This is a genomic window from Caulobacter sp. X, from assembly GCF_002742635.1.
Taxonomy (GTDB): domain Bacteria; phylum Pseudomonadota; class Alphaproteobacteria; order Caulobacterales; family Caulobacteraceae; genus Caulobacter.
The window spans coordinates 1,082,742-1,102,855 of the sequence record NZ_PEGF01000001.1 but is presented as its reverse complement, the minus strand read 5'-3'; the positions used below and the strand labels follow the sequence as shown (position 1 = coordinate 1,102,855).

23 protein-coding genes and 2 tRNA genes are annotated in these 20,114 nt (G+C 68.2%); 17 read left to right on the top strand and 8 right to left on the bottom strand.

Translation table 11 applies throughout. The annotated features are described in order from the left end of the window. The first annotated feature begins 17 nt into the window (after positions 1–17). Both CSW60_RS05080 and CSW60_RS05075 read left to right on the top strand, forming a co-directional pair. Positions 18–824, top strand: coding sequence for an RNA methyltransferase (locus CSW60_RS05080; protein ID WP_099536215.1), 807 nt, complete (start codon positions 18–20; stop codon positions 822–824). An 82-nt stretch (positions 825–906) separates the two neighbouring features. Next, entirely contained in the window at positions 907–1,905 is a 999-nt protein-coding gene (locus tag CSW60_RS05075) for an alpha/beta hydrolase (RefSeq protein WP_099536214.1), read from the top strand. On the opposite strand, the gene CSW60_RS05070 is transcribed toward CSW60_RS05075, so the two are convergent. Continuing rightward, a complete protein-coding gene (locus CSW60_RS05070) occupies positions 1,902–2,627 on the bottom strand; it encodes a YafY family protein (RefSeq protein ID WP_099536213.1) in 726 nt (241 codons plus the stop codon). The two genes, CSW60_RS05075 and CSW60_RS05070, sit on opposite strands and share 4 nt — an antisense overlap. Before the next feature lie 93 nt (positions 2,628–2,720). Here CSW60_RS05070 and CSW60_RS05065 point away from each other — a divergent pair, with 93 nt between their 5' ends. Both CSW60_RS05065 and CSW60_RS05060 read left to right on the top strand, forming a co-directional pair. Next, positions 2,721–3,449 carry a glutathione S-transferase family protein gene (locus tag CSW60_RS05065; protein WP_099536212.1) on the top strand — a complete coding sequence of 243 codons (729 nt, stop codon included), beginning with the start codon at positions 2,721–2,723 and terminating at the stop codon, positions 3,447–3,449. A 195-nt stretch (positions 3,450–3,644) separates the two neighbouring features. Next, positions 3,645–3,980, top strand: coding sequence for a hypothetical protein (locus CSW60_RS05060; RefSeq protein WP_099536211.1), 336 nt, complete (start codon positions 3,645–3,647; stop codon positions 3,978–3,980). 7 nt (positions 3,981–3,987) lie between these two features. Here the strand turns inward: CSW60_RS05060 and CSW60_RS05055 are convergent, their stop codons facing one another. The 5 genes from CSW60_RS05055 to CSW60_RS05035 form a co-directional block, all read right to left on the bottom strand. Then, complete coding sequence (locus tag CSW60_RS05055; RefSeq protein ID WP_099536210.1) at positions 3,988–5,004, bottom strand: 2-hydroxyacid dehydrogenase; 1,017 nt, start codon at positions 5,002–5,004, stop codon at positions 3,988–3,990. Positions 5,005–5,084: 80 nt separating this feature from the next. Continuing rightward, the gene (locus CSW60_RS05050; protein WP_099536209.1) at positions 5,085–5,825 is read right to left on the bottom strand and encodes an SDR family NAD(P)-dependent oxidoreductase; all 741 of its coding nucleotides are present in this window, start codon (positions 5,823–5,825) and stop codon (positions 5,085–5,087) included. A 1-nt stretch (position 5,826) separates the two neighbouring features. Then, positions 5,827–6,255: a DUF3429 domain-containing protein gene (locus tag CSW60_RS05045; protein WP_161495624.1), complete on the bottom strand. Its 429-nt coding sequence runs from the start codon at positions 6,253–6,255 to the stop codon at positions 5,827–5,829. A gap of 182 nt (positions 6,256–6,437) precedes the next feature. Beyond that, positions 6,438–6,512 (bottom strand) — tRNA-Val (locus CSW60_RS05040). A gap of 47 nt (positions 6,513–6,559) precedes the next feature. Next, on the bottom strand, positions 6,560–7,273 hold the full coding sequence (locus CSW60_RS05035) for an HAD-IA family hydrolase (protein ID WP_099536207.1): 714 nt from the start codon (positions 7,271–7,273) through the stop codon (positions 6,560–6,562). Positions 7,274–7,342: 69 nt separating this feature from the next. Between CSW60_RS05035 and glmU the strand changes: the two genes are divergently transcribed. The 9 genes from glmU (at position 7,343) to CSW60_RS04990 (ending at position 17,427) form a co-directional block, all read left to right on the top strand. Continuing rightward, a complete protein-coding gene (gene glmU, locus CSW60_RS05030) occupies positions 7,343–8,725 on the top strand; it encodes a bifunctional UDP-N-acetylglucosamine diphosphorylase/glucosamine-1-phosphate N-acetyltransferase GlmU (protein ID WP_099536206.1) in 1,383 nt (460 codons plus the stop codon). Next, complete coding sequence (gene rpiA / locus CSW60_RS05025) at positions 8,722–9,408, top strand: ribose-5-phosphate isomerase RpiA (protein WP_099536205.1); 687 nt, start codon at positions 8,722–8,724, stop codon at positions 9,406–9,408. Before glmU ends, rpiA begins: the two co-directional genes overlap by 4 nt. A 42-nt stretch (positions 9,409–9,450) precedes the next feature. Then, a complete protein-coding gene (gene gor, locus CSW60_RS05020) occupies positions 9,451–10,851 on the top strand; it encodes a glutathione-disulfide reductase (protein ID WP_099536204.1) in 1,401 nt (466 codons plus the stop codon). Continuing rightward, the gene (locus CSW60_RS05015; RefSeq protein ID WP_099536203.1) at positions 10,848–12,083 is read left to right on the top strand and encodes an O-antigen ligase; all 1,236 of its coding nucleotides are present in this window, start codon (positions 10,848–10,850) and stop codon (positions 12,081–12,083) included. Before gor ends, CSW60_RS05015 begins: the two co-directional genes overlap by 4 nt. Before the next feature lie 112 nt (positions 12,084–12,195). Then, the gene (locus tag CSW60_RS05010; protein WP_099536202.1) at positions 12,196–13,575 is read left to right on the top strand and encodes a class II 3-deoxy-7-phosphoheptulonate synthase; all 1,380 of its coding nucleotides are present in this window, start codon (positions 12,196–12,198) and stop codon (positions 13,573–13,575) included. Positions 13,576–13,638: 63 nt separating this feature from the next. After that, on the top strand, positions 13,639–14,550 hold the full coding sequence (locus CSW60_RS05005) for an aspartyl protease family protein (RefSeq protein WP_099536201.1): 912 nt from the start codon (positions 13,639–13,641) through the stop codon (positions 14,548–14,550). Positions 14,551–14,646: 96 nt separating this feature from the next. Continuing rightward, positions 14,647–16,437 carry a long-chain-acyl-CoA synthetase gene (locus CSW60_RS05000; RefSeq protein WP_099536200.1) on the top strand — a complete coding sequence of 597 codons (1,791 nt, stop codon included), beginning with the start codon at positions 14,647–14,649 and terminating at the stop codon, positions 16,435–16,437. Between the two features lie 168 nt (positions 16,438–16,605). Then, positions 16,606–16,962, top strand: coding sequence for an aspartate 1-decarboxylase (panD, locus tag CSW60_RS04995; protein WP_010920154.1), 357 nt, complete (start codon positions 16,606–16,608; stop codon positions 16,960–16,962). Positions 16,963–16,965: 3 nt separating this feature from the next. After that, positions 16,966–17,427 (top strand): hypothetical protein, encoded by a 462-nt coding sequence (locus CSW60_RS04990; RefSeq protein WP_099536199.1) that lies wholly within the window; start codon positions 16,966–16,968, stop codon positions 17,425–17,427. 34 nt (positions 17,428–17,461) lie between these two features. Here CSW60_RS04990 and CSW60_RS04985 read toward each other — a convergent pair whose 3' ends face one another. Continuing rightward, positions 17,462–18,226, bottom strand: a complete 765-nt coding sequence (locus CSW60_RS04985; protein WP_099536198.1) for an SIMPL domain-containing protein — start codon at positions 18,224–18,226, stop codon at positions 17,462–17,464. A 149-nt stretch (positions 18,227–18,375) separates the two neighbouring features. On the opposite strand from CSW60_RS04985, the gene CSW60_RS04980 reads away from it, so the two are divergent. Beyond that, a tRNA-Ile gene (locus CSW60_RS04980) sits at positions 18,376–18,451 on the top strand. A gap of 181 nt (positions 18,452–18,632) precedes the next feature. Further along, positions 18,633–18,866: a hypothetical protein gene (locus CSW60_RS04975; protein ID WP_143324119.1), complete on the top strand. Its 234-nt coding sequence runs from the start codon at positions 18,633–18,635 to the stop codon at positions 18,864–18,866. An 8-nt stretch (positions 18,867–18,874) separates the two neighbouring features. Here CSW60_RS04975 and CSW60_RS23420 read toward each other — a convergent pair whose 3' ends face one another. Beyond that, positions 18,875–19,219, bottom strand: coding sequence for a helix-turn-helix domain-containing protein (locus CSW60_RS23420; protein ID WP_161495623.1), 345 nt, complete (start codon positions 19,217–19,219; stop codon positions 18,875–18,877). A gap of 180 nt (positions 19,220–19,399) precedes the next feature. On the opposite strand from CSW60_RS23420, the gene CSW60_RS04965 reads away from it, so the two are divergent. Next, positions 19,400–19,825: a hypothetical protein gene (locus tag CSW60_RS04965; RefSeq protein WP_099536195.1), complete on the top strand. Its 426-nt coding sequence runs from the start codon at positions 19,400–19,402 to the stop codon at positions 19,823–19,825. Then, a complete protein-coding gene (locus CSW60_RS04960; protein ID WP_099536194.1) occupies positions 19,822–20,037 on the top strand; it encodes a hypothetical protein in 216 nt (71 codons plus the stop codon). Before CSW60_RS04965 ends, CSW60_RS04960 begins: the two co-directional genes overlap by 4 nt. Positions 20,038–20,114: the final 77 nt, after the last annotated feature.

Sequence of the window (20,114 nt, the reverse complement as noted above, 5' to 3'; positions counted from 1 at the left end):
TCTCAGCCGAGGCCGCCTTGCCGCAGTTCCGCGTCGTCACCGATCCTGACGATCCCGCCGTAGCCCCATTCCGGTCGATCAAGGAACGCGACCTGGTCGGGCGCGAAGGCCTGTTCATCGCCGAGGGCGAGACGGTGTTGCGGGCGTTCGTGCGCGACGCGCCCGAGCGCGTGGTTTCGCTGCTGATCGATCCCAAGCGTCGAGACAAGCTGGAGGATGTCTTCGCGGGCTTGCCCGAGGATGTTCCGGTGCATCTCGCCGACCAGGCGGTGCTCGACGCCATCGCCGGCTTCCACCTGCATCGCGGCGTGCTGGCCGTCGGGCGCAAGCCCGAGCCGGTCGCGGCCGCCGACCTGCTGGCTGGCCTTCCCGCCCGGGCGATGGTGCTGGTGCTGTGCGGCATCGCCAATCACGACAACATCGGCGGCATCTATCGCAACGCCGCCGCCTTCGGCGCGGACGCCGTCATCCTGGACGCCGATTGCTGCGATCCGCTGTACCGCAAGGCGATCCGCGTCTCGGTCGGCGCGGCGCTATCGGTCCCGACCGCGCGCCTCGAACGCGGCGAAGACATCGCCGACCTCTTGGCGCGGACAGGCTTCGAGGCCCTGGCGCTCAGCCCTTCGGCGTCCGAGATCCTGGCCCGCCTGAAGCCGGCGCCGCGCACCGCCGTCCTGCTGGGCGCTGAGGGGCCAGGCCTGTCGCCGCAGGTCATGGCGCGCGCCCGGACCGTCGGCATCCCGATGGCCAACGGCTTCGACTCGCTGAACGTCGCCACCACAAGCGGGATCGTGCTGCACCACCTGCGGTTCGCCAAAGGGTAGGCCAGCGCGGAAACCGGTTTCCAAATCGGCGGAAGCCGCTTTAGGGTCCGTCCACAACATCCCGTCAGAAGGCTTCGATCCCATGCTGAACCGTCGCGGCGCCCTTGCGGCCTTTGTCACTGGCGTCCTGGGATCCCTGGCGGCGCGAAAGGCGGAGGCGGCCGTGGAGCAGTCCAAGTCAGCCCATCCAAAATCAGCTCTGGCCGACCCCACCGAGATCATCACCCTCTGGCCGAACAGCGCGCCGGGCGGGGAGGGCGTGACGGTCGAGGAGCAGATCATCGATCGCACCACCGCCGGCGGTCCGCGCGACCGCGCCCTGACGCACACGCGCAAGCCGACCCTGGCGGTCTTCCGCCCCAAGAAGCCGAACGGCGCGGCGGTGATGCTGATCCCGGGCGGCGGCTACGAGCGGGTGGTGCTGGACAAGGAAGGCTACGAGACCGCCCGGCGGCTGAACGACAGCGGCTACACCTGCTTTGTTCTCTTCTACCGGATGCCCGGCGACGGCTGGGCGGCGGGCGGCGACGCGCCGCTGCAGGACGCCCAGCGCGCCATCCGCCTGGTGCGGTCTAAGGCCTCGGCCATGGGCTTTTCTCCGGACCGCGTGGCGATCATGGGCTTCTCGGCCGGCGGGCACCTGGCGGCCAATCTGACGGTGCGGTTCGACGCGCCGACCTATGACCCGATCGACGCCGCCGACCAGCTATCGGCCAAGCCGAGCCTGTCGGCCCTGATCTATCCGGTGATCAGCCTGGATCTGTCGATCGCTCACGGCGGCTCGCGCAAGCAGCTGCTGACCCGCGACGGTTCGCCCGATCGTGAGACGGTGCTGTCGCCGGACAAGCAGGTGCGCGAAGGGCTTTCGCCGGTGTTCCTGCTGCACGCCGCCGACGACAAGACCGTGCCGGTCGCCAATTCCCTGACCATGTTCACGGCGCTGAAGGCCAAGGCCGTTCCGGCCGAGCTGCACGTCTTCGAGGAGGGCGGCCACGGCTTTGGCCTGCGCTTCACTTCGGACAAGCCGGTCTCGGCCTGGCCCAGCCTGTTCGAGGCTTTCGCCAAGCGACACGGGATCTAGGGGCAGCAAGCCTCTTTTTGCCGGAGGTTCCAGGCGGCGATCTCGGCGTCGCGGAACTTGATCCACTCGGCCCGCAGCACCGCCGGCCGCTTGCCATGGCGCTCGTCCAGGAACTCGGCGCCGACGACGCGGTCGGTGCGGAAGGTGCGGAAGGCCTCGCGCAGCTCGCACCAGGCGATGATCATGCGGATGGTCTCGCGATAGCCGACCGTGACCGGCCATATCACCCGGTTGCTGATCGCGCCGGCCTCGTCGCTGTAGTCGAGGCGAATCTTACGCCCAGCGTGAATCCAGGCGCGGACCTGGGCGACGTCGATGCGATCAGTCTGCGGCTTCCAGGCCGGCGCGGCCCCGGTCGCGGGCTCCAGCACATAAGGGCGCAGGCGATCGGGCACGGCCGAGGCGATCTTGCTGATCAGGTCCTTGGCCGCCTTGGCCAGGACAGGATCGCCGCGGCCAGCCACCCACTGCGCCCCCAGCACCGCCGCCTCGATCTCGTCGGGCGTCAGCATCAGCGGCGGCATGTCGAAGCCGGCCTCCAGCACATAGCCGACGCCCGCCTCTCCGCGGATTGGCGCGCGCTGGCCGACCAGGGCGGCGATATCGCGGTAGACGCTGCGCTTGGAGGTCTCCAGCTCGGCGGCGATGGCGTCGGCCGTCACCGGCGCACGGCTGCGGCGCAGGATCTGGATGATCTGGAAAAGGCGTTCGGCGCGTCTCATGGCTCACATATCGGCGATCGCTACTGACAGCATGCTGGCAGTAGGGTGGCGGTAGCAAGTGGTCATCACGACATTCGAGATCGGAGAGGGACCATGATCACGCTGTTCGCCGCCGGAGCCGGGTTCGGGCTGCCCGAGATCAGCCCCTATGTCACCAAGACCGAGGTCCAGCTGATGATGGCCGGCCTCGACTATCGCAAGACCGTCGGCAGCCGCGAGACCGCGCCGAAGGGACAGCTGCCGTGGATCGAGGACGCCGCCCAGGCGATCGGCGATTCGACCTTCATCCGGGCCCACATCGAGCAGAAGTACAACGTCGACCTGGACATCGGCCTGACCGCCAAGGAGCGCGCCCAGGCCTGGGCGATCGAGCGGATGATCGAGAACCAGTTGGGCTGGGTCTCCGGTTATTTCCGTTTCCTGGAGCCCGCCAACTTCGCCAAAGGGCCGGCGCGCTGGTTCGACCAGGCGCCCGAGCATCTGCGGGAGGGCCTCCGTAAGGGACTGCTCGAGGCGGTGACGACAAATGTGCGGGCCGTCGGCGTTGGGCGTCACCTCCGCGAGGAGGTGGCTTGGCTGGGCAGTCTGTCGCTGCGATCGCTGGACGAGTTGCTCGAGGACAAGACCTACCTGATGCGCGATACGCACCCCGTCGGCGTCGACGCCATCGCCTTCGCCATGCTGGCCGCGATCCTGACGCCGTTCTTCGACTCGCCGCTGCGGCGCGAGGCGGAAAGCTATCCGCGGCTGGTGGCCTATGTCGGCCGAATGATGAGCCAGTTCTATCCCGCTCACCCCTGGGGTCTGCGGCAAGCGGCCTGAGGACCTCGGCTATCCCCAACCTAAGTCTAGGTGAACCCGTTTCAGGTTGCGATCAACGGTTGCATCTTGTTTCGATCTGACGTTGTTGACGGCCAATGACCTCGCTTTGGCGCGATCATTGGCCGCACATGTCCAGGTCTTGCCCCTCGCGGCGAGCGTGTGCTGTTTTGCGGCCTTCAAAACAGGGGGTATGGGATGTCTGAGACTTTGGCGCCGGTGGAAGTTGAGACGGTGCTGGAAGCGATCTCGACGGAGATGTCGATCGCGGCCGTGGCGTGCGGGCATCTGGACGTGGCGCTGGGCAAGATTCTCGAGGTCGTGCCGGCCGAGCATCGGCTGGCCGTGATGCATGAGCTGCACATGGTCGACATGCTGGCTCAGCACATCACCGCCATCACCGACTTCACCGGTCGCGTGCTGCACGAGAGCCATCACACCGGTCGCCTCGAGGTCAATGACGCCCTGAACGCGATCACCCTGGGCGACGTCGCCGCCCGCCTGCGCGCCTCGCTGCAAGCCAAGGCAGGCTAGGACACCCTCAGTGAGACGGCCGGACGGCGTCCGCGGACACCGCGTGCGCCGACGGCCGTCCGGCTTCGACATCCGCCAGATTGCCCAGCGTCGTTTCGGCGATCGCGGTCAGCGCCTCCTCGGTGAGGAAGGCTTGGTGCCCGGTCACCAGCACGTTCGGGAAGGTCAGCAGGCGCTGGAACAGGTCGTCCTGGATGATCTCGTTCGAGAGGTCCTCGAAGAAGAGGTCCGCCTCCTGTTCATAGACATCCAGCGCGACGCCGCCCACCTGCCGTGACTTCAGGCCCGCGATCAGGGCGGTGGTGTCGATCAGAGCGCCCCGGCTGGTGTTGATGATCAGCACGCCGGGCTTGGCCGCCGCGATGGCGGCGTCGTCGATCAGGTGCCGCGTCTCCGGCGTCAGCGGACAATGCAGCGATATCAGCTCGGCCTCGCGCAGCAGCGTCTTGACCGGGACATAGCGGACGCCGACGGCCACCAGCGCCGGATCTTGGACGACATCGCTGGCAAGCACCTCGCAGCCGAAACCCAGGCGCAGCATCCGCGCCACCAGCGCCCCGATACGGCCCGTGCCGACGACGCCCGCCGTGCGTCCGGCCAGGTTGCGGCCGATCAGGCCGTCGAGCGCGAAGTTGTTCTCGCGGACCCGGGCGTAGGCGCGCGGGATGTTGCGATCCAGCGCCAGCAGCAAACCCAAGGTGAACTCGGCGACCGCCTCGGGCGAATAGGCCGGCACGCGGACGACGGTGACTCCCAGTCGCTGGGCGGCCGCCAGGTCGACATTGTTGAAGCCGGCGCATCGCAGCGCCACGGTCCGGGTTCCACCGGTCGCCAAGGCCTCCAGCGTCGCCGCGTCGAGGCGGTCGTTGACGAAGACGCAGACCGCCGGATAGCCCACCGCCAGCGGCGCCGAGGAGGCGTCCAGGCGGGCCTCGAAGTAGTCGATGCGATGGCCGAACGCGCCGTTGGCGGCGTCGAAGAACCGCCGGTCGTAGGCCTTGGCCGAGAACATCGCGACCCGCATGGTCCGCTCCTTGATGATTGAGGCAGCGGTAGCAGATCGCGCGGGGCGCGCGCAGCGCGGGCGGCTACGGAGCTGTCAGCTCACCAGGGAACGGCCGCGCCGTCGTAGTCGAAGAAGCCGCCGCTGTCGGCCGCCTCCAGACGATGGACGACCTTGAGAAGCTTGGCGGCGGCCTCGCGCGGCGTCGCGATCGATCGAGCGCCGCGCGCGAACGGGGTGCTTAGCGGCGTGTCCACGGTCCCCGGATGCAGGGCGGCGCAGATCGCTAGCGGCCGCTCGCGCGACAGCTCGATCGCTTGGCAACGGATCAGCATGTTCAGCGCCGCCTTGCTGGCGCGATAGGCGTGCCAGCCGCCCAGGCGGTTGTCACCGATACTGCCGACGCGGGCCGAGAGCGCCGCGATCACCGCGCGCTCATGGCGCGGCAGCAGCGGCGTCAGGTGCTTGCAGATCAGGGCCGGCAGCACGGCGTTGACCTCGAACAGGCGCGAGAGGCTGGCGGCCGTCACCGCCTTCATCGCCTTTTCGGGGGTGAGGCCGGGTTCGTGCAGCAGGCCCGTGGCGATCAGGATCAGGCCGGGCGCGCCGAGCTTGGCGAGCGCGCTAGCCAGTTCGGCCAGGGCCTGCTCGTCCAGCAGGTCGGCGACCAGGAAGGGCAGGCGAGGATCGTCCGGCCAATCCGTAGGTCGCCGCCGACCGACGCCCACAACCTTGGCCCAGCCTGGCTCGCCGCGAAGTTCCTCGACGAAGGCGCGGCCCAAGCCGCCGCCAGCGCCGACCACGACCGCGATGCGTTGGTCTGGCTCTTGATCGAGCGCCATCTCAGCCGCCCGCCACCGCCGCGCCGATCACCAGGCCGACGCAGGCCATGGCGGTCAGCGGCAGGCGAAGCTGCCGGTACCACTCGGGAAGGGATTTGGAGGTGACGTCCCAGACGCCTTGCGCGGCCAAGGCGGCGGCCATGCCGAGCAGGGCGTCGGCCGCCAGCTTTGGTTCGGTCTGACCCATGACGCCGACGGCGGCGAGCGCCCAGCCGACCAGGGGCGGGGCCATCGCCAGGATCAGGGTGTCCGAGCGGCAGTCCTCGCTGAACACCGCCTGCGCCGCCCGCACGCCGCCCAGGAAGGACAGAATGGCGGCGGCGTAGACGACCTGCAGGCTGCTCCAGCTGAGAACGGGCTCGAACCAGTCGATCCGCAGAACGGGCGGCGCGAGGAACGGGATCAGGCCCAGGCCTCCAAGCCATGTCATCAGCTTCGCCTGGGATCGCGCCTGGCCGATCTCTTGCGCGTGCGACATCTTTCTCCCGCTCCCTCGGACCAAGCGCGCGGCTGGCGCTTGAGCGGGAGATACGGGCTGTCGATGCGATCGGATGACCGGACGCGCGGCGAAACCGCCGAACGCGCGAGCCGATAGGTCTGAATGAAGGGGAATGGTGGATGCGACAGGGATTGAACCTGTGACCCCCTCGGTGTGAACGAGGTGCTCTCCCGCTGAGCTACGCATCCGCCGTGTGGAGGGGTCCGAAACGGACCGATCCGCGAGAGGAGGGGGCCTATAGCCCGGTGTTCGGCGCGGGGCAAGAGGCCAAAAGCGTCAGGCAGGCGTTCGGCACGTCCAAAAAGCTGTGGACGACCAGATCGCCGCCCAGCGTTTCGACCGGATCCTCGGTGTAGCCGAACGACACCAGCACGCTGGGCACCCCCGCGTTCCGGGCGCCGAGGGCGTCGTTGATGCTGTCGCCGACCATCACCGCGCGGGCGACCTCGCCGCCGACCGCGGCCACGGCGGCGGCGACGTGGCGGCCGTCGGGCTTGGCGGCCGGGGCGCTGTCGGCGCCGACCACCGCGTCGAAGAAGGGCGTCAGGCCCGTGGCGTCCAGCAGGGCGACCGACAGGTGGGTCAGCTTGTTGGTGCAGACCACGAGCCGCGCGCCGGCGGCTTTCAGATCGGTCAGGGTCTCGACCACGCCTGGGAAGGGCGCGCTCTCATCGGCGATGCGGGTCAGATAGAGGTCGATGAAGCGCTGGACGAGGGCCGGCGCGTGCTCTGTGTCGAGTGGCGCGCCGGCGGCGGCGAAGCCGCGCTCCAGCAGGGCCCGGGCGCCGCGACCGACCATCAGCCTGACCTCGTCGAAGGGCAGTGCGGGCAGGGATTCCTCGGCCAGGATGGCGTTCAGCGAGCCCACCAGGTCGGGCGCGGTGTCGACCAGCGTGCCGTCGAGATCGAAGGCGATGGTCGCCCCGTTCAGGTCATGAAGCGCGTGCATGGGTCTGGCCTTTCCGCCAATTGCGCGGCTAATGCAACTTTGGTTCGCCTCTAGGGAGTCGCGAGAGCCATGACTGACCCCGCCGTAAAGCCTGTCCGCCCGCGCGCCGCCGTGATCCTGGCCGCCGGCCAGGGCACGCGGATGAAGTCCCCTACGCCCAAGGTGCTGCACAAGCTGGCCGGCCGGACCCTGCTGGACCACGCCATCGACGCGGCCGAGGGTCTGGGCTGCGAGCGGATCATCGTCGTGGTCGGCGCACACAGCCCGCAGGTCGGCGAAGCCGCCCGCAAGCGGCTCGGCCCCAACGCCACCGTCATTCAGGATCCGCCGCTGGGCACCGGCCACGCCGTGCTGGCCGCGAAGGACGCCCTGGCGGACTTCAACGGCGACGTGGTCGTCACCTACGCCGACTGCCCGCTGACCACCGCCGGCGTGATTGCGCCGCTGTTCGACCTGATCACCGGCGGCGCCCATGTGGCGGTGCTGGGCTTCGAGGCCCACAACCCGACCGGCTATGGCCGCCTGATCCTGGCGCCGGGCCACGTGCTGCTGCGCATCGTCGAGGAGAAGGAAGCCGATCTCGCGACAAAGCAGGTCAAGCACTGCAATTCCGGCGTCCTGGCCGCCGACCGCGCCGTCCTGTTCGACCTGCTGGCCAACGTCCGCAACGACAACGCCAAGGGCGAGTACTACCTGACCGACGTTGTCGGCCTGGCGCACGACCGCAAGCTCGTCACCCGCGCCGCCTTCGCGCCCGAGCCGTCCGTGCAGGGCGTCAACTCCCAGGCCGAGCTCGCCGCCGCCGAGGCCGTCTGGCAGAAGACGCGCCGCAACGCCCTGATGGTCGAGGGCGTCACCATGCCCGCGCCCGACACCGTCCACCTGTCCTGGGACACGAAGATCGCCGGCGGCGCGGTGGTCGAGCAGTTCGTGGTCTTCGGTTCGGGTGTCAGCGTCGAGAGCGGCGCGGTGATCAAGGCTTTCAGCCACCTGGAAGGCGCTCACGTGGGCGAAGGCGCCCTGATCGGCCCCTACGCCCGACTGCGGCCCGGCGCCGAGATCGGCCCCGAGGCCCACATCGGCAACTTCGTCGAGGTCAAGAAGGTCAAGGTCGGCAAGGGCGCCAAGGCCAATCACCTGAGCTATCTGGGCGATGGTTCGATCGGCGAGAAGGCCAACATCGGCGCCGGCACGATCTTCTGCAATTACGACGGCTTCGAGAAGTTCGAGACCCATGTCGGCAATGGCGCCTTCATCGGCTCCAACAGCGCCCTGGTCGCGCCCGTGCGGGTCGGCGACGGGGCGATGACCGGCTCGGGCTCGGTGATCACCAAGGACGTGGAGGATGGGGCGCTGGCCCTGGCGCGTCCGGAACAGACGATCAAGGCGGGGTGGGCGACCAAGTTTCGCGCCCTCAAGCAAGCCAAGAAGAAGGACGCGAAGACGAAATGAGCAGCGCCGACGATCAGAAGCGCGCCTCGGGCGAGGCCGCCGCGCAACTCGTTGAAGACGGCATGGTGGTGGGCTTGGGCACCGGCTCGACCGCCGCTTGGTTCGTCAAGGCGCTGGCCGCTCGCAAGCTGAGCGACATCAAGGGCGTGCCGACCTCGGACGCCACCGCCGCCCTGGCGCGAGAGTTGGGCATCCCGCTGGTGGCGCTGGACGACGTCAAGACGATCGACCTGACCGTGGACGGCGCCGACGAGATCGGTCCCGGACTGTCGCTGATCAAAGGCGGCGGCGCGGCCCTGCTGCGCGAAAAGCTGGTCTGGGAAGCCTCGACCCGCTGCGTGGTCATCGCCGACGCGGCCAAGCGCGTGCCGGCGCTGGGCAAGTTTCCGCTGCCGATCGAGGTCGTCCGCTTCGGCCACGTCCACACCGGCCATCGCTTGGCCGACATCGCCGCCGAGTTCGACCTGCCGCCGCCGCGCCTGCGCACGGCCGAGCGCGGCGTCGTCGTCACCGACGGCGGCAACCTGATCTACGACATGGCCTCGGGCCGCATCGACGAGCCGGCCGCCCTGGCGACCGCGCTGAAGAGCGTGACCGGCGTGGTCGACCACGGCCTGTTCCTCGATCTGGCCGACGAGGCGCTCGTCGGCACGGACGAGGGCGTGGTGCGCCTGGTCCCCTGACGTCCTACATAGAGCCCCACGCTTTAGGTTCGGAGGCCGATGATGGCTGACTACGACTACGATCTCTTCGTCATCGGCGCGGGCTCTGGCGGCGTGCGGGCGGCGCGCGTGGCGGCCATGAGCGGCGCCAAGGTCGGCGTCGCCGAGGAGTATCGGGTTGGCGGCACCTGCGTGATCCGCGGCTGCGTGCCCAAGAAGTTCATGGTCTACGCCAGCGAGGTCACCAGCCAGCTGAAGACGGCTAACGGCTATGGCTGGACCTTCGAGGGCGCCAAGTTCGACTGGAAGAAGTTCCTGCACGACAAGGACGTCGAGATCGCTCGGCTGTCGGGCATCTATGTCACCAACCTGCAGAAGGCCGGCGCGCACCTGCTGCACGGTCGCGCCCAGGTCGCCGACGCCCATACCGTCGAGGTCCTGCCCAAAGACGGTTCGAACGACGCGGGGACCTACACCGCTCGCAAGATCCTGATCGCCACCGGCGGACGGCCGGTGAAGCCTGACTTCCCCGGCGCGGAGTTCGGCATCACCTCGGACGAAGCCTTCCATCTGCCCAAGCTGCCGAAGAGCATCATGATCGTCGGCGGCGGTTATATCGCCGTCGAGTTCGCCGGCATCTTCGCCGGGCTGGGTGTCGAGACGACGCTGCTTTATCGCGGGGCCAACATCCTGCGCGGCTTCGACGACGACGTCCGCGCGCACCTGGCCGATGAGCTGGGCAAGCGCGGAATCAAGGTCGTGCTGGGCTGCTCGCACACCCGCATCGCGAAGCAGGAGGACGGGACCCTGCTCAGCGTCCTGAACAACGACCTGACCTTCGAGACCGAGGCTGTGATGTTCGCTACGGGCCGCGAGCCGTACGTCCAGGGGCTGGGTCTCGAAAAGGCCGGGGTAAAGCTGAACGAGCGCGGCGCGATCGCGGTCGACGCCTACTCCAAGACCAATGTCGACAGCATCTGGGCCGTGGGCGACGTCACTGACCGGATCAACCTGACGCCGGTCGCGATCCGCGAGGGCGCGGCCTTCGCCCAGACCGAATTCTACAACAACCCGACGACCTTTGATCACGACATGGTCGCCTCGGCGGTGTTCTCGCAGCCGCCGGTTGGCGCGGTCGGCATGACCGAGGCCGAGGCCCGCCACGCGTTCGGCGCGGTCGACATCTATCGCTCGGTGTTCCGCCCGATGAAGATCACCTTCTACGGCGGCCAGGAGCGGTGCCTGATCAAGCTGGTTGTCAAGGCTGACGATCAGAAGGTGGTCGGCGTCCACGTCGTGGGGCCGGACTCTCCCGAGATCATCCAGATGGCCGCGATCGCCGTGAAGATGGGCGTGACCAAGCCGCAGTGGGACTCCACCTGCGCGGTCCACCCGACCCTGGCCGAAGAGCTGGTGACGATGCGCGAGAAGTACGTGCCGGTCGAAGTCGGTGGCGTGGGATGATTGAGGCGGGCGTCCTGACGGACGCTTCGGAGCGCCGCACCCGCTGGCTGGGCGGCCTCGCCGTCTTCATGATGGTGATGACGCCGTTGCTGGGCTATCTGGCGCCCAAGCAGTTCGCGGCGCTGCTCAGCCTGGTCGGCCTGCTGGCCGCGCCGGGCCTCTTCCGGTCGCGACGGCCGCTGCTGCCGATGTTCGCCTTGGCGCTGCTGGCGCTGTGGGCGCTGATCAGCCTGAGCTGGACGCCGGCCCTGCCTGACCCGGCCAAGCTCAAGAAGTTCGGCGCTGTCGAGGCCTTCACGGCGATCAAGCTGTTCCTGCAACTGGGACTCTATGGCGCCGCGGTCGCCATGCTGGGCCAGATGTCGAGCCGTTCGGCGCGGCTCGCGTCTCAGGTGATGCTGGTCTGCGCCGCGCTGTTGGCGCTGGTCACCTGCCTGGACGGCCTGCTGGGCGCCAAGATCTATCAGGCGCTCCGCAAGGCCGGCGGGGATCCCCTGACGCCGGATCTTGCGATGGTGAAGGTGTCGATGGGGACCTATCCGTTGGTCCTTTTGCTGTGGCCCTGCGCGCGCGTGCTCGGCGCCTCGAACCTCAAGGGGCGCAACATCCTGACGGCGGTCCTGTTCGCCATGATCCTGGCCGGGGCGCACCTGACCGGCGCCGACGCGCCGGTTGTGGCCCTGGTGCTGGGGGGGCTGGTCTGGCTAGGCGTGCGGGTCATCGGCAAGCCGGTCGTGCGGGTTCTGATTCCGCTGGTCTCGGCCGCCTTCATCTTCGCGCCCATGGCGATGCTGTGGGGCGAGAAGTCCGGCTTCGTCGCCTGGCTGCATGCGCTGGTCCCGCCCTCGTGGGATCATCGCCTGAACATCTGGGCCTTCGCCGCAGACCGCATCCTGGAGCACCCGATGCGCGGGTGGGGCATCGACGCCAGCCGCACGTTCGGCGCGGCCATCCCGCTGCACACGCACAACGCCCCCCTGCAAATCTGGCTGGAGCTGGGCGCGTTCGGCGCGGCCATGGCGGCCGCCTTCTACGCCTGGATCCTGTATGGCGTTTTGAGTTGGACCGAAGCGAACCGGCGCGACGGCGCCATGGCGGCCGGCGCCTTGGTGTCCTATCTGGTGGTCAGCGGTTTCAGCTTCGGGGTCTGGCAGGAGTGGTGGCTGGCCCTCGGCGCCTTGGCCGTCATCGCCTGCGGCGTTGCGCAAAAAACCAGCGCTTCGTCGCGGTAGGGCGATAACGAAATTCCTCACCTTGGCGGATCGGCGCGCATCATTCGCACGATTTTGCCTTTCGGTTCCATTCGCGGTATCTACGCCGCCCCTTGTTGCTGTTGAGCCTGTCATGACCGCCCGTTGGACCCCCGCCGCCTGGAGAGCCAAACCCGCCAAGCACATCCCCGCCGACTATCCGGACGCGGGCGCTGTCGAGCGGGTCGAGCAGACGCTGCGCCAGATGCCGCCGCTGGTCTTCGCCGGCGAGGCGCGCCGCTTGAAGAGCCTGCTGGGCGATGTGGCCGAGGGCCGCGCCTTCCTGCTGCAGGGCGGCGACTGCGCCGAGAGCTTCAAGGAATTCCACGCCGACAACATCCGCGACACCTTCCGCCTGATCCTGCAGATGGCGGTGGTGCTGACCTTCGCCGGCGGCAAGCCGGTCGTGAAGGTGGGCCGCATCGCCGGCCAGTTCGCCAAGCCGCGCTCGGAGCCGACGGAAGTGCAGGGCGACGTGACCCTGCCGTCCTATCGCGGCGACATCATCAACGGCATGGACTTCAACGAGGCCGAGCGGATTCCCGACCCGGATCGCTTGCTGAAGGCCTACGGCCAGTCGGCCGCGACGCTGAACCTGCTGCGCGCTTTCGCCAGCGGCGGTTACGCCGACCTCTACAATATCCACCGCTGGACCCTGGGCTTTGTCGGCGACAGCCCGCAGGGCGCGCGCTACCGCGAGCTGTCGGAGAAGATCAGCGAAGCCCTGACCTTCATGGCGGCCGTCGGCGTCACGCCCGACACCCAGCCCGACCTGCGCCGCGTCGAGTTCTTCACCAGCCACGAGGCCCTGTTGCTGGGCTTCGAGGAAGCCATGACGCGCGTCGATAGCACCTCGGGCGACTGGTACGACACCAGCGCCCACCTGCTGTGGATCGGCGAGCGCACTCGCCAGCTGGACGGCGCCCATGTCGAGTTCATGCGCGGGGTGAAGAACCCGATCGGCTTGAAGTGCGGCCCGACCATGGAAGGTGACGATCTGCTGCGCCTGATCGATGTGTTGAACCCCAACAACGAGCCGGGCCGCTTGACCCTGTACGGCCGCTTCGGCTCGGACAAGATCGCCGACCGCCTGCCGCGCCTGATGCGCGCGACCAAGAGCGCCGGCCGCTCGGTGGTCTGGGCCACCGACCCGATGCACGGCAACACGCTGAAGGCCTCGACCGGTTACAAGACCCGCCCGTTCGACCGGATCCTCTCGGAAGTGAAGAGCTTCGTGGAGATCGCCCAGGCCGAGGGCGTGCACCCCGGCGGCGTCCACCTGGAGATGACCGGCCAGAACGTCACCGAATGCCTGGGCGGCGCCCGCGCGGTCTCGGAGACTGAACTCGCCGACCGCTACCACACCCACTGCGACCCGCGCCTGAACGGCGAACAGGCGCTGGAGCTGGCGTTCCTGGTGGCCGAGAAGCTGAAGGCCGCTCGCGACGACCAGCGCCGCCTCGCCGCCGGCTAGGGCGAACGGCGCTATCTGGCGTCGTCCGTTTCGGGACGATAGCTTCCTCTTTGGAGGAAGCGCATGGATTTGCAGGATGCGGCGCGCCGCGCGCTGATCGGGGGCTTGGCGGCGGCGGCGCTGCCCGGCGGCGCGGCCTGCGCGCTGCAACGGCCCAGCGCCGATGACGCCGATCCGCTCCGCTATCTGGACGCCGCCAATCGCCTGACCGTCGAGACCTTCGTCAACGGGCAAGGGCCGTTCGCCTTTCTCGTGGATACGGGCTCTACGACGTCGGTGATCACCACCGAGCTCGCCGATCAGCTGGGTCTGGCGCGCCAGGAGAGCGGCCGGCTTCACAGCATCGCCGGCGTCCAGGCCGTGACGATGTCGCGCGTCTCCAGGCTGGCGGTCGGCAAGCATGAGCGCCGGGACGTCGCCGTCGCCGTCCTGCCCAAGTCCCAACTGCGCATGGACGGGATCCTGGGGCTGGAATGGCTGGGCAACGCCAGTCTGCTGCTGGATTTCCGCCGTCGGCGCATGGTGATCGGCGAGGCTCTGCCGATTCCCGACGACCAGACCGTGGCCGTGAAATCGAAGATCGAACGCAGCGGCCTGATTCTGATCGACGCCGCGATCCCGCGTCAAAGGGTCATCGCCTTCATCGACAGCGGCTCGACGACGAGCGCCGGCAATCAGGCCCTGATGGAGGCCGCCAGCCGGGCCCAGGCGCTGATCGGCGGTTCGGGACCAACGGAGCTGTTCAGCGTGACGGGACAGGTCCTGGCGGGGCGTTCGGCCGTGCTCTCGCGCCTGACGCTGGGGCCGATGACGTTGCGCAATCTGGCCGTCGTTATCGGCGACATCCACACCTTCAAATATTGGGGCCTTCAGGATCGCCCGGCCGTCGTCATCGGCGCGGACGTGCTGCGCACGTTCGACTCCGTCGCCATCGACCTGAAGCGAAACGAGGTGCGGTTCAGGATCGGGCGGTGACCGCAAACCCATAACGGCGTTCGGTTTGCGATGCGGCGAACGGCCGCTTGACCGCTCGCGCGGCGCTCTCCAATGGTTGTTTGAAGGGAGAGCCGAATGCGTTTGCGCCAGAAGATCCGTCGAGAGGTCAAGTTCCTGAAGGGGTTGGTCCGGACGCTGAAGCGCGTGAACTCCATCGCTCCCGATAGCGCCAATCTGATCTGCGACGACCTCGAGGCGGCCGTTGACAAGTGGAGCGATCGCCCCGCCATCACCTTCGAAGGCAAGACGGTCAGCTACGCCGAGCTGGACGCCATGGCCAACCGCTACGCCCACTGGGCCAAGGGGCAGGGGCTGACCCGCGGCCAGACGGTCGCGCTGTTCATGCCCAACCGCCTGGAATATTTCGCGGTCTGGTACGGCCTGACCAAGGTCGGGGTCGCCACGGCCCTGATCAACAACCAGCTGACCGGCGCGGCCCTGGCCCACTGCCTGAACATCTCCCAGGCCCTGCACTGCATCGTCGATCCCGAGACCTCGCCCTGCTTCGAGGACGTGAAGGGCCAGCTGGACCGCCACATGCAGCAATGGGTGCTGGGGCCGGTCCATGGCGAGCAGCGCGATCTGGTCAAGGCGCTGAAGAGCTGCAGCCAGCTGCGGCCCGACCGCGTCACCGCGCGGGAAGGCATCACCGCCCGGGACACCGCGCTCTACATCTTCACGAGCGGCACGACGGGCATGCCCAAGGCCGCGCGCATCACCCACATGCGCGCCCAGCTCTACATGCGCGGCTTCGCCGGCTCGACCGGAGCCAAGGAGAGCGACCGCATCTATGTGACCTTGCCGCTTTATCACGCCACCGGCGGTCTCTGCGCCCTGGGCGCGGCCTTCTTGAACGGCGGCTCGATCGTGCTGCGCAAGAAGTTCTCGACCACCCATTTCTGGCCCGAGGTGGTGGCCGAGAACTGCACCATGTTCGTCTATATCGGCGAGCTGTGCCGCTATCTGGCGAACCAGCCCGAGCATGAGCTGGAGCGCGCCCACAAGATCCGCCTGATCTTCGGCAACGGCCTGCGGCCAGACGTCTGGGACGAGATGCTGGACCGCTTCAAGGTCGGCGAGGTGCTGGAATTCTACGGCGCGACCGAGGGCAACGTCTCGCTGTTCAACTTCGACGGCAAGCGCGGCGCGATCGGCCGGGTGCCGGGCTATCTGCGCGGCAAGTTCAACATCCGCGTCGTCAAGTTCGACGTCGAGACCGAGACGCCGGTGCGCGGCCCCGACGGCTGCTGCATCGAGTGCGCGCCGGGCGAGGTCGGCGAGTGCATCGGCCATATCGCCAATGACGCCCGTTCCAACTATGTCGGCTACGCCGACAAGGCCGCCACCGAGAAGAAGGTGCTGCACGACGTCTTCCAGAAGGGCGACTCGTGGTTCCGCACCGGCGACCTGATGCGGGTGGACAGCGACGGCTACATCTATTTCGTCGATCGCATCGGCGACACCTTCCGCTGGAAGGGCGAGAACGTCGCCACCAGCGAGGTGGCCGAGCGTCTGGCCGCCATCGAGCATGTGCTCGAGGTCAATGTCTATGGCGTCCCGGTCGGCGACCTGGACGGTAAGGCGGGCATGGCGGCCCTGGTGGCTGATCCGGAATTCGATCTCGCCGCGTTCGCCCAATATGTCGACGAGCATCTGCCCAGCTATGCGCGGCCGATCTTCCTGCGGCTGCAGCAGGCGATCGAGACGACCGGCACCTTCAAGTATCGCAAGGTCGACTTGGTCGGCGACGGGTTCGACCCCACGCGGACCAAGGACCCGCTGTACTTCCGCGATCCAAACAAGGGCTACGTGAAGATCACCAAGGCGGTCTTCGCCAAGCTCCAGGCGGGCGGCTACAAGCTGTAGGGCAACGGGCCGCTCGCCCGATCCGCCGCTCCATCTGCCGCTACGTCATGTTGCGGTGCGATTGAATCGCGCTGGCGTCATGGCTATATGGCGGGAGCTGATCGTCGGGCCTTGTGTGTGGCGTGCCCTGAAAATCTCATTCCAATCATAGGGATAGGCCTAACCGCCATGCTGCTTACGATGCTGAAGGCCAAGCTGCACCGCGCCACGGTGACCCAGGCCGACCTCGATTACGAAGGCTCGATCGCCATTGACCGCGACCTGCTGGACGCTTCGGGCATCCTGCCGAACGAGCAGGTCGACGTGCTGAACATCACCAATGGCGCGCGTTTCACGACCTACGCCATCGAGGCCCCGCGGGGCTCCAAGGTCATCGGCGTCAACGGCGCCGCCGCGCGCCTGGTGCAGAAGAATGACCTCGTCATCGTCGTCACCTACTGCCAGATGCCGGCCGAGGAGGCGCGCAACTACGCCCCCACCGTCGTGCTGCTGGACGAAGGCAACCTGATCAAGAAGGCGGCCTGACGCATGGCCCATCGCCTGGTCCTGGTCGCCATCGCCGCCGCGGGCCTGTCGGCCTGTTCTCCGAAGCTGCCGGCCGGCATCGACGAAGCCGTCCTGACCCAGGCGATCGGCAAGTCCATCGGCTCGCCCTCGACCTGCGTGATCGTCGCGGACGACAAGGGTCGGACCGTCTGGCGCGGCGGCGGCTATATCACCTGCTCGCGCAACCTGCCGACCTGCCAGGGCGGCGAGACCACGACGGCCGAGGCCGTCCTGAAGGCGGGGCTGGGCAAGCCGGCCCGCTTCGCCAGCTGCCCGACGACCGGCGCCAACACCGTCGGTTGGGCCGTCGGTCCCGTGCCGACCGGCGAGGGCAAGCCTTCGCGCGGTCTGAGCTACGTGGCGGTCATGGAGGGCGAGCGCGCCCTGCCGGGCCTGGAGATCAAGGAACGGGCGGAGCACGCCTTCGAGAAGGCGGGGTTCTAGCCGCCGCCCACCAGGGGCGGCGGCCTCGCCTTCGCTACTTCGCCGCCTCATAGACGGCGCTGACGTCCACCCGCACCTTCAGTTCGCCGGCCGAGATGCTGGTCGAGTCAGCCATCTCGCGCTTGGCCATGGCGAACACCGGCATCGGCGGGGAGGGGGGCGTATAGCCGCCGCCTTCGCTGAGATTGACCAGGCGCACGGCCTTGTAGCCCGTGGCGCGGCCATACAGCTCGGCCTTGGCCTGCAGGGCCTTCACCGCCTCCAGCCGCGCGGCGTCCTCGGCCGCCTGCGGATTCGTCAGGCCAAAGCTGATGCCATTGACCGTGTTGGCGCCGGCGCCGACGGCCGCGTCCACGGTCGCGCCCAGCTTGGCGAGGTCGCGGACCGTGATCGTCACCTGGTTCGATGCCTGGTAGCCGGTCAGCTTCGGCGGCTGGTTCTGCTCATAGGCGTACTGGGCGTTCAGGTTCAGGTTCGAGGTCTGGATGTCGCGCTCGGCGATCCCGGCCTTCTTCAGCGCCGCCAGGGCCTGGTTCATCCGCGCCCCGTTGGCCTTCAGGGCCTCGCCGGCGGTCGGGGCTTCGGTCTGCACGCCCAGGGTGATGGTGGCCATGTCCGGCGCCACGCGGGTCTCGCCATAGGCCGACAGGTTGAAGGTCGTGGCCTTGAAGGCGCTCTCGGCGCTGGTCTGGGCCAGGGCCGGGGCGACCGCGCCCATCAGCAAGGCGCCGCCGATCAGGGCGGGGGCGGCGAAGGCGGCCATCAGGCGATTGGCGGGGCGGCGGGCGGTGTGGGTCATCGTTTTTCTCCAAGGCTGTCCGGCTCGGTCGAAGCGTGGCCGGAAAGCTATGGTTCCCTGATGACAGCTCGAACCTGAACCGGACCTTTAAGCCGCGTTCGGCCCGTGCTAATCCGCCGGCTCGCGTGCGCTTCGAGGCGACTCCGCGCGGGCCTGTAGCTCAATGGTTAGAGCCGACCGCTCATAACGGTCTGGTTGGGGGTTCGAGTCCCTCCAGGCCTACCAACGCCTCTATAAGCCTCACCTCATCGGGCTTTATTTGTGCTGTGCACAAGTTCGCCTCCGGCGAAATTCTCCCTAGGCACAAAAGTTAACATGCGTCAGAAGCGGACGCATTGGGCGAGCGCGCCGATCGACTCTCGCCAAGGACGCGTGCAGAGTGAGCGCGTTGGAGGCGGAGGTTGTCGTGTTCGCGGTGACGCGGTTCTGCGTGCAGGCCTTCGGAAGGCGGGGCGGAACGCTGACGCCGACCGAGGTGAGGGAGTGTTATTTCGAGGAGGATGCGCGGCGTGAGATGGAGGTCCTGGCCCGGCGTTCGTCGGGCGTGGCGCTGTATCGCGTGCGCGGCGAGCCGCTGTCGGGGCTCTGGGAAAATCCCAGGCTGATCGCGCGCCAAGGTGAGATCCTGGCGCTGGATTAGGCCAAGATTTATCCGGTCTTTTTAAGGGTTTGACCGATCTCGACTAGCTGGATCCGTTGGACGGGCTGCAGCTGGTCCCAGATCGACCAGATCGCCTCGGAGGCCTCCGGATCGCGCATGATCAGGTCGGCCGGTTCGCAGCGATAGATGGTCGCCAAGGCCTCCAGCACGTCCTGCGAATAGCCGGTCTCGCCGCGCTCGACCCGTGAGAGCTGGGCGACGGAATAGGGGTAGCCCACCTCGAGCTCCAAGCGCTCGACGGCCTGCTCCAGGTTCATGCCGCGGTGTTTGCGCCAGGCGCGGATGAAGGTCTTGCCGCGCCGCTGCGCCTTGGCCTGCCGATCGGTCGTCATGCAAATTCCAACGGGAGCGAAGGGGGAATATCCACGCATTAAACACAAAATTTGCTTGCCATGCAAATTTGTATTTGGTACAAATTGGATATTCCGGAAGTTGCGCCCTTGGCCCCGCGAGCCAAGCTGGGCTTCCCGCCCAATTCCCCTCCATCGGCTGCAAGCCGCAGGAAATTCCAGATGATTCCGATCCTCGCGACCGGTTCGCCCGGTCATGCGCCCGCGCGCGCCTCGCTCCACGCTTATGTCGCCCGGCGCACCGAGGCGGACCGGCGACGCCCGCGCGCGGTGCTGACCGCCCGGCTGATGGGCGACCCGCGGCCCGATCGCTTTGCCCTGTCCGACGCCCTCCGCGCCAGGCTGTGCGGCGCGCTGCCGGACGAACCCGTCGTTCCCGCCAAGGTCCTGGCGGTGCTGGAGGCGCTGTCCGACGGCGCCCTGACCCTGGCGGATCTGGCTGACGAGATGGCGGTCAGCCTGTCGGCCGGCAGCGACCGGGCGCAGGCGGCGCGCGGGTTGGGCCTGGTCGAGCGCCTGGCCGGCCGCCCTTGCCGCGTCCGCCTGACGGCCGCCGGCCACGCCGCCCTGGAGGCGGCGGGCGGGTGACTGGCCTTCAGGACGAGGTCGCCGAGGGCGCGATCGACCAGGCCGTCCGCGCCTGTGGTCCGCGCAGGCCGATGCTGTGCGCCATCATCCGCGCCGCCGGCCGGATGCTGGCCGAGAGCGAAGGCCACGACTTCGTCGCCCAGGTCTGCGCCGGCGAGGCTCGCCGCCACGCCCTGGCCCAGAACCGACGCGGCGTCCGCTTCGGGCGCTGACCCATCTTCGAGCACAAGGGGATCGACCATTTCCGCCCAAGTCCTCCGCCCGGAAGGGCTCACCTCGGCCGAGCTGC